This window comes from Kitasatospora sp. GAS204B (assembly GCF_029892155.1).
Taxonomy (GTDB): domain Bacteria; phylum Actinomycetota; class Actinomycetes; order Streptomycetales; family Streptomycetaceae; genus Kitasatospora.
In genome coordinates, this window is record NZ_JARZAG010000060.1 from 1 (window position 1) to 8,719 (window position 8,719).

Annotated in this window: 6 protein-coding genes; all 6 read right to left on the reverse strand. The window is 73.1% G+C overall.

Annotated elements, in window-relative coordinates:
• Positions 1 to 221: 221 nt before the first annotated feature.
• Positions 222 to 1,937 carry a restriction endonuclease gene (locus tag P3T41_RS36580; protein ID WP_280694979.1) on the reverse strand — a complete coding sequence of 572 codons (1,716 nt, stop codon included), beginning with the start codon at positions 1,935 to 1,937 and terminating at the stop codon, positions 222 to 224.
• A gap of 284 nt (positions 1,938 to 2,221) precedes the next feature.
• The gene (locus P3T41_RS36585) at positions 2,222 to 4,072 is read right to left on the reverse strand and encodes a hypothetical protein (protein WP_280694980.1); all 1,851 of its coding nucleotides are present in this window, start codon (positions 4,070 to 4,072) and stop codon (positions 2,222 to 2,224) included.
• Between the two features lie 217 nt (positions 4,073 to 4,289).
• Positions 4,290 to 4,649 (reverse strand): cupin domain-containing protein, encoded by a 360-nt coding sequence (locus P3T41_RS36590; protein WP_280694981.1) that lies wholly within the window; start codon positions 4,647 to 4,649, stop codon positions 4,290 to 4,292.
• A gap of 149 nt (positions 4,650 to 4,798) precedes the next feature.
• Positions 4,799 to 5,458, reverse strand: a complete 660-nt coding sequence (locus tag P3T41_RS36595; RefSeq protein WP_280694982.1) for a YigZ family protein — start codon at positions 5,456 to 5,458, stop codon at positions 4,799 to 4,801.
• A gap of 81 nt (positions 5,459 to 5,539) precedes the next feature.
• On the reverse strand, positions 5,540 to 6,844 hold the full coding sequence (locus P3T41_RS36600) for an aldolase/citrate lyase family protein (protein WP_280694983.1): 1,305 nt from the start codon (positions 6,842 to 6,844) through the stop codon (positions 5,540 to 5,542).
• A 92-nt stretch (positions 6,845 to 6,936) separates the two neighbouring features.
• Complete coding sequence (locus P3T41_RS36605; RefSeq protein WP_280694984.1) at positions 6,937 to 8,520, reverse strand: DUF2637 domain-containing protein; 1,584 nt, start codon at positions 8,518 to 8,520, stop codon at positions 6,937 to 6,939.
• Positions 8,521 to 8,719: the final 199 nt, after the last annotated feature.

Here is an 8,719-nt window from a genome sequence, read left to right on the forward strand (position 1 = left end):
CCCGACGGCACCCGACACTCCAACCGTCCGGCTGGTCGCACCCACCAGAGCCAGCCCGACCAGCCGGAAAACGACCTAAATCACCGGTATTGGCCCTAGGGGCTCTCTTACGGATCTTGTCGGCGGTGACACCAGCGGCTGACGCCGCGGGGCGTGCAGCTCCCCCAGCCTTCGGCCGGGAGGTGCCCCCACGGCGCCCGGCAAGATCCGCCGTACAGGCCCTAGATCGCTCCGGTCGCCAGCGGCAGCCCGAGGTGGGTCTCGGCGAGCGCGCGGAAGCCCGCGCCGTCGGCGAGGTGGATCTGGCGGAAGTCGGCGGTGTCGATCAGGTCGAGCGCCTCCTCGGTGAAGCCGCCGGTGCTCAGCCAGAGTCCGTGGCCGGCGGACTCCTCGGCGACGGCCTCGGCCAGCGTTCGCACCTCGGTGGCGCCGACCTGGCCGGGGCGGCGGGAGGCGCAGACCACCCAGCGGCCGGGCAACCCGCTGTCCGGGGCGCCGGTGCCGGTGGCGACCAGCCCGGAGTGGCCGCGCAACCGCACGCTCCAGTCACGCAGTCCGCCCCGGGTGAGCACCTCGCGGACCAGCGCCGCGAACTCCCCCGGCGACAGGTCCGCCACCGCCGGTACGGCCGCACCGGCCGTGGCACACGGCCGCACCGCGACCCTGGCGTACGGGTCCGGGCTGATCGCGGCGCCCAGCTCGCGCAGCCGCACCAGGGCCTCGTCCTGCTCGGCGGCCGCGTAGACGCCCGGTTCGGCCTCGTCCTCGGCCGGCTCCGCCAGCGCCACCAGCCGGGTGCGGGCCAGCGCGTCGCGGTCGGCGTCCACGGTGAGCAGGCAGGTCGCGCCGGGCTCGCGAAGCCAGCCGTTGAGCACCACGCCGGCCAGCACGCCGTCGGTGTCCACCGCGTCGGCCGCCTGCAGCGCGCGCAGCGCCAGCCGGGCGACCAGGCGCAGGTAGTCCGCCTCGCGGTCGACGGGCGAGCGCGGCACCGGACTGATCTCGCCCTCCGCGGTCAGCCGGTAGCCGTCCAGCGAGGGGACCAGGCCGAGCGGGGGCAGGTCGAGGTCGAGCACCGCGGTCCGGGTGAGCGGCCGGAACACCGCCCGGCAGGCGGCCGGCAGCTCGGACGTGGCCGCCTCGGCGGCGGCCAGCGCGCGTTCGAGCAGCGACTCGACCGCGGCCGGCTCGGCCTCCAGATAGGCCCGGCGGCACTCCTCCAGACTGTCGTTGTACTCCCGCACCGCGCGCGCCCTGGCCTGCTCGGCCTCCTCGTGGGCGAGTCGTGCGGCGGCCTCGGCCGGGTCGGCGACGGCCGCCTGCTCGGAGCGCCACTGCCGCAGCGCGCGCTGGTGGGCCAGCCGGGCCTGGGCCAACCCGCGCTGGTAGCCGGAGTCCAGCAGGCGCCTGGTCGCGGTCGACTCCGGGTCGTCGGCGGGCGGCTCCGGCGGCGCGAAGTCCGACCAGCGCGGCTCGCGCGTGCTCGGCGCCGCTGCCGGACCGTCGGGGTACGGGCGCGGCTCGTAGCTGCGCCGCTGGCTCTCGAAGTCCATCGCGCTCACCGGCAGCGCGAGCCGGGCGAGCAGGTCGGCCAGGCGCTGCTGCTCGGCCCGGACCGTGGCGGTCCGATGGTGCGTCAGCTCCGCGGCACGACCCAGCGCGGCCACGGCGGGGTCGTGGCCGTCGGGCGTCGGCCCGGCCGCGTCGCCGGTGCCTGCACCCCTGGCGCCATCAGTGCGCTCGGTGCCACCGCCCGGCTCGTCGGACGACCCGGCGCCACTCTCACCGCCGCCCGTGTTCCCACCACCGGGCTGGAACTCGGTCGGGACCGCCTGGTCCGGCCCGCCGGTCGCCCCGCCGAACACCGAGGCCAGGAAGCCCGCGCGGCGACCGAAGGCTCCTTCGACAGCCGACTGACGCTTGGTCGAATCCTGCATCGGCGGTCTGCCCCCATGCTCGTCCGGCGCTTCTTCGGTGGCCGGGCAACTGCGCTGGCCGGGCACGCGCGCGATGGCGGTATACCCCCCGAGAGCATTGTCCACCGTACGGCGGTCGGGTGGCCGTCGTGTTCTCGGTCGGTCTCGAACGAGGGGAGACCCGTTGACATCTGGCCAGCCGGGCAGGACAAGAGGTCGGTGCGGCAGGTCCGGTCAGCTCAGCTCAGTTCAGGTCCAGTCAGGCGTGTCGAGTCGGGGTCGGGCCGGTCGATCCCTGCCGCAGGTCAGTTGGTCATGGTGTTGGTGAGGTGCATGCCGATGTAGCCGACGTAGATCCGCCCGCTGCCCGAGCAGTCGTCCAGATAGTGCAGCCGAGGCGCGGTCCGGCCACCGCCGATCCGCAGGTGGGCACCCATGAAGGCGCGCCCGCTGGGGTCCACCGAGGACGGCACGGCGAACATCCGCTCCCGGCGCATCTTGCCGTGGCTGCAGACCGTCCGGGATTCGTTGCGCACCGCCTTGCGCGGTGGGAACTGGCCACCGCCGAGCGGCGCGTGCTCGCACCACTGCTTGAAGTCCCCGCCGGCCGCGCCGTGCACGGCGACGGTGGCGTACTCCTGCAGGGCCGTCAGGCCGTCCCAGGTGAGCCGGACCCAGTTGCCGCCGACCGTCTGCGCATCCAGCGCGAGGGTCTCCTTCTCGTCGCCGGTGAAGCTCAGCAGCGGGAACTCGCCGATCCGGTCGAGCAGTTCGGTGAAGCTGTCGGGGCCGCGCGGGACCTGGTCGAGCAGCGCGGTCGGATCGGGCGCGCTCTCCCCCGGTGGGCAGAGCCGACTGTTCAGCACCCGCAGCTGGGCGCTGACCCGGCGCAGCGCGGTGCCTTGCAGCTCGTTCTCGGCGCGCAGGTGGAGCTCGCGCCGGTGCGAGCGGTGCAGACTGCGCCGGACCCGCTGCAGCTCGTCCGCCCCGACCTGCTGGGCGTCCGCCAACTCACCGACCAGCTCGGTCAGCTCGGCGGCAGGGGTGGCGGGGCTGCCGGCGACGGCGGAAACGGCGGAGGCGGGCGCCGCCGGATCGGCCGGCCGCACCCGCAACACGGGCACCCGGGCCAGCGCTTCAGGTAGCGGCGCGAGGTCGGCCAACCTGCGCGGCTCACGGGCCAGCAGCGCGGCGGCCCGCCGTGGTTCGCCCTCCATCCGGTGCCGGGGCAGCACCAGATGCCGCTGGGCGTCACGCCGGGAGGCCGGATCCACCTCCGGCAGGTAGGTGCGCACGGCACCGCCGTAGACGGTGTGGAACTCCAGTGCCGTGTTGAAGGCGATCCGGGCCCCGGGATCGAGCACGTAACTGACGGCCAGGCCGGCCACCTTGTGCAACAGCGGGGCGAGCGGCTCGGTCGCCCAGGCGCGCGGATCGAGGTCGGCGGGCACGCTGGCGACCAGGACGGGCAGCCGGCGGGCTGGATCGCAGAGCTCGTCGATGACGTCATCGACCTCGGCGGCGGTGATGATCCGGGGCAGCGGGCGGACCTCGGCCGTGCCGTCCAGCGCGTCGATCAGCGGCAGCAGGTGATGGACCAGCTCGGGGACCGGAACGGCACTGGGGGTGCGCACTCCTGGAGTGGCGGCCAGTTGCTCGGCCTCCAGCCGGATCCAGGTGGGGCCGCCGCGCTCGGTGGCCACGGTGAGGGTCAGCTGGCGGGTGCCGTGCGGGGCCGGGGTGCGCAGCCGGCGGCGGGTGTAACGGCCGGGCGGCGTGCCCGGGAACCGGGCGAGCAGCGGGCCGGCATCCCGGTCGAGCAGAACCCGGTCGCCGAGGCGGTGCCGCACGGCGGTCGGAGCGGCCTCGGGCGGCGCGGCGAGCGGCGAGGCGCCCGGCGGTGGGGCGGCGAGCGGCCAGGACGGGCTCGCGAGCCCGGTGTCGGGCAGCGCCTCGGGCGCGGACGGCGGCGGCTCGGCATACCCTTCGTCCTTGAGCCAGGCCCCCAGGCACTGGTCCGCCAACGCGACCGCGTCGGCATGGGACTGACGGGTGGTCACCGTCATCCGGTAGGGCGTGGCGTGGCCCGGCTGAGGTGAGCCCGAGCGGGGGTCGGCCGGGGCGGTCGCGGGTGGCGCGGTGCGGTCGATGCTCATGGGTGGTGCCTCCGTGGTGCGTGGTGGGGTCTGACGGTCCTCCATCGATGGGGTGATGTCTGGGTCCGGCCGGCAGCGGTCGACCGGGTCCTTGCTGGGAGAACGCAACGGCCCGGAGCTGGAGTTCCAGTTCCGGGCCGTGTTAATTCGTTCGAGTGTCGCTTGCCTGTCGCTTGACGGGTCAGGAGGCCTCTGGTGTATAAGGCCGGCTGAGCCCTCAGGCGTTGCTGAGCCATTCCGTCTGGCCCCGCCGGCAGCCGGGCATGGCCGCCTGCGTCGGCTCCGGGACCAGGGTCTCGGGCAGGACCGGGGCGGGGGCCGGGACGGCCAGCGGACAACCTTCCGCCACCTGGTAGTTGGCCAGGATCACGACGGGCTCGGAACCGTGGTTGTACCCGATGTGCACCTGCTGCGGCAGCTCGATCAGGAACTGCCCGGGTCGGGTCACCTCGACCGTGCCGTCCTCCAGCACCCGGGTCAATTCTCCGGAGAGCAGGACGGCCTGCACGAGCGCCGGATGGTAGTGCCAGCCGGTGTTCGCGCCCGGCGCGATGCTGATGGTACGGATCACGGCCATCTCGGAATCTGCTCCTGTGACTCGACGGTCATATCAGGCTACTGACCGTCAGCCGTGCGGGTGGGCGATTCCCAGGCCTTTGGCCGAAAGGACATACGACTACGTCGATTGTCCGCTCTGCGAGCTCCCCCAACACCGCCCGACTCCGCTCAGGATGCATCCGACCAGGGAATCTCGACGTGGAAGTGGCCGGCCGGAACCGCCGTCGCGCTGCCGCCGCTGGCCTCGGCCAGCCAGTCGTGGAAGCCGGTCAGCTCCGCCTCGGGCACGCCCACCTCGATCCGCACCCCGGCCGCTTCGTAGTGCAGATCGCGCACCGCGTAGCCGGCCGCGCGCAGTTCGTTCTCCAGGCGCCCGGCCCGGGTGTGGTCGGCGGCCACCACCAGAAGCGCGACCCGGCGACGTTCCACCAGACCGACCTCGTCCAGCGCCGCCGACACCGCACCCCCGTACGCACGGACCAAGCCGCCCGCTCCCAGCAGCACACCGCCGAAGTACCGCGTCACCACCGCGACCGTGTCGGTGACACCGCGCCGACGCAGCACCTCCAGCATCGGCACGCCCGCGGTACCACCGGGCTCGCCGTCGTCGTTGGACCGCTCACGGCGCTGTTCCGAGCCCACCACGAAGGCCGTGCAGTTGTGCCGCGCGTCCCAGTACCGCTTCCTGGTCCGCGCGATGAACTCCTGCGCCGCCTCCTCGTCACCGGCCCGCGCGAGATGGCAGATGAAGCGCGAGCGCTTCACCTCGATCTCGTGGCTGCCGTCCGCGCGGATGGTCAGGTACGGCTTGGCGACGGGTGGCGACATGGCGCGGCAGATCTCCGGGGGTCGGTCGACGGACGGGGCGGCTCGGCCAGCCTATCCACCGACCGCCCGGAGGCAGCCGGGTCAGCGACCGCTGAGCGCGTCCAACTGCTTGCGGTCCAGCCCGGTCAGCTCGGTGACCTCGGCCAGGTCGACCGCGCCGCAGTCCAGCCCGCGCAGCAGGTAGCCGCTGAGCGCCTTGGCGGTGGCCGGCTCGTCCATCACGTCGCCACCGGCCTTGGCCACGTAGGCGGCCAACCTGGCCGCCGCGGCCGCCAGTCCCTCGCGGTAGAAGGCGTAGACCGCCGCGTACCGGGTGGGCAGGTGCGCCGGGTGCATGTCCCACCCCTGGTAGTAGGCGCGGGCCAGCGAACGTCGGACCAGGCCGTGGTGCAGGTTCCAGGCGGCGAAGACCTGCTCGCGCGGACCGGTCGGGATGACGTTGGTCGACCCGTCCGAGAGCCGCACCCCGGTACCGGCGGCGGCCACCTGCATCACGGCCTTCGCGTGGTCGGCGACCGGGTGGTCCATGCTCTGGTAGGCCGCGCTGACCCCGCAGGAGGCGCTGTAGTCGAAGGTGCCGTAGTGCAGCCCGGTGGCCCGGCCCTCGGCGGCCTCGATCAGCAGCGCCACCGTGGCCCGGCCGTCGGCGCCCAGGATCGCCTGGGTGGTCTCGATCTGGATCTCGAAGCCGATCCGCCCGGCCGGCAGCCCGGCCCGCCGCTCGAAGTCCTCCAACAAACGGACCAGCGCGGTGACCTGTGCGGGGTAGGTGACCTTGGGCAGCGTCAGCACCAGGCCGGCGGGCAGCTCGCGGCCGTCCTCCAACAGGGTCGCCAGGAACAGCTCCAGGGTGCGGATGCCGCGGTCGCGGACCGCCGCCTCCATGCACTTGATCCGGATCCCGATGTACGGCGGGGCGGTACCGTCGGCCACGGCGGCGGCGACCAGCCGGGCCGCGCGGACCGCTTCGGCGTCCTCCTCGGCATCCGGGCGCGGGCCGTAGCCGTCCTCGAAGTCGATCCGCAGATCCTCGATCGGCTCGCGCTGCAGCTTGGCCCGGACCCGGGCATGCACCTCGGTGATCAGTTCGTCGGCGGGCACCCCGAGCGCCTCGGCCAGCTCGGCCGGGGTCCCGGCGTGGGTGTCCAGCGCCTCGAGCGCCTGGCGGCCCCAGTCGGCCACGGTGTCCGCGGCGAAGGCGTCGGCCGGGACGTAGACGGTGTGGACCGGCTGCCGGCTCCCGGAGTCCCCCGGGTAGCGGCTGGCCAGCTCGGCGTCGACCGGCCCGAGCAGCGCGTCCACCGCGGCACGCGCGGACGGGGAGAACGTCAGGCTCCCCGCAGCTGCGTCGGCTGCGTCGCCGCCACCCACCTCGACCTGCGACATCCGGGTTCCTCCACACTGAAGCTGTTCAACAATTTGTTGATGTGAAGGTATCCGTGCCGCAGTCGGGCGTCAATGGCGGCTCACCAACCGGACTACTCGCGACCGAGGGTCGCGTACCGGTCCCGCAACTTCGGCCAGATCCGCCGGATCTCGCTCTGACTTGCCGGCACGCCCGGCTGCTTGCCGCTGACGCCGTACTGGGTGAAGAGGAAATCCGCCAGCGCCTCCTCGTCGGGATCGTGTCCCTGGGAGTCCTTGTAGGCCAGCAACGCGTCGATGGCCAGATCCACCGTCAGCTGCCGTGACTCGAAGAACTCCGGCTCTTCGGGGGCCTCTTGGGCCGCCAGGTCCTGAACCGGTTCCTGAAACGGAGCCTGAGCCTGAGCCGACGTCGGAGCGGCCGGCCGATTCGTTGCCCGAGGCCTCGGCGCGAAAAGGTTGTCCATCGCCGGCTGCGGCGGCACGGCCACCGGGGCGGGGATCTCCTCCACCGGGGACTCCGCCAGGACGGGTTCCGGCTCCGGCTGCGCGACCGGCTGGGGTTGCGGTGCCGGTACCGGCGTCACGTTGGGCCGGCCATCGGACGGGGCCTCAACTCCCTGCTGCACCGGCCTCGTCAGCTGGGCCGGCTGCTGCGCGGTGGTCGGCCGGGGCGTCCTGAACCACGGCGACTGCTGCCCGACCTGACGCGCGCTGTCCGCAGCGGCCGGCGGTTCGACATCGGCCTGGAGCGACGCCTGGGCAGACGCCTGGGCGGGCGCCGCCTGCTGCGGCACAGCGCTCTGCTGTCGGGGCTGCTGCCCGACCTCCGCCCGAATGTCGCGCAGCGCGGTGACCGGACGAGCCGGCCGCGCCGGCGCCTCGGCCTGCTCCTCCGGACCTCCCTGCCCGTCCCGCCAACGCGCGGCGGCCAGCCTGGCAAGCGCCGGAACCGCCACTGCCGCCGACACCGTCGACGCCTCCGCCACCTCGCTCGCCACCGGCGCCTCCACCGCTGCGGGGGGATCGATCCGCTCCAACAGGGTCATGTCCAACGGAACCCCGTACTTGGCCAACTTGAGCGGCAGCAGCGCCTGGATCGGTGCCGAACGCCGCCAGCCGCGCCCGTACCGGAACCGCAACTGCGCCCGGTAGACCAGCCGGTTCTGCTCCAGCCGCACCACTTCGTCGTAGGACCGCAGCTCCCACAGCTTCATCCGCCGCCAGAGCCGGAAGGTCGGCACCGGCGAGAGGAGCCACCGCATCAGCCGGACGGACTCCATATGACGGTCCGCGGTGATCGCCGCGATCCGCCCGACCGCGTGCCGCGAGGCCTCCACCACCACGACGAAGAGCAACGGGATGACCGCGTGCATGCCCATCCCCAGCGGATCACCCCAGGAGGCTGCGGCGTTGAACGCAATGGTGGCGACCGTCAGCAGCCAGGCCGCCTGACGGAGCAGCGGGAACGGTATTCGCAGCCAGGTCAGCACCAGGTCCAGCGCGAGCAGCACCACGATGCCGGCGTCGACACCGATCGGGAACGCGTAGGAGAAGTTGCCGAAGCCCTTGTGCAGCGCCAGCTCACGCACTGCCGAGTACGATCCCGCAAAGCCAATCCCGGAGATCAGGCAAGCGCCGACCGCGACCACGCCAAGCAACGCGCGGTGCGCACGGATAAGGGATGGACGTGCCATTCGTTGATCAACCCCTGGGTCAGGACTCGGGTGATCGGATCCTACTCGGACACGCGTTCAGCCCCGCGCTCCCCCTGCCACCCCCGCACGCACCACCACAACCGGTCATGAACGCAGAGAAGCCCCCTTCCCGAAGGAAGAGGGCTTCTCTAGAAGAATTGTTCGGCGGCGTCCTACTCTCCCACAGGGTCCCCCCTGC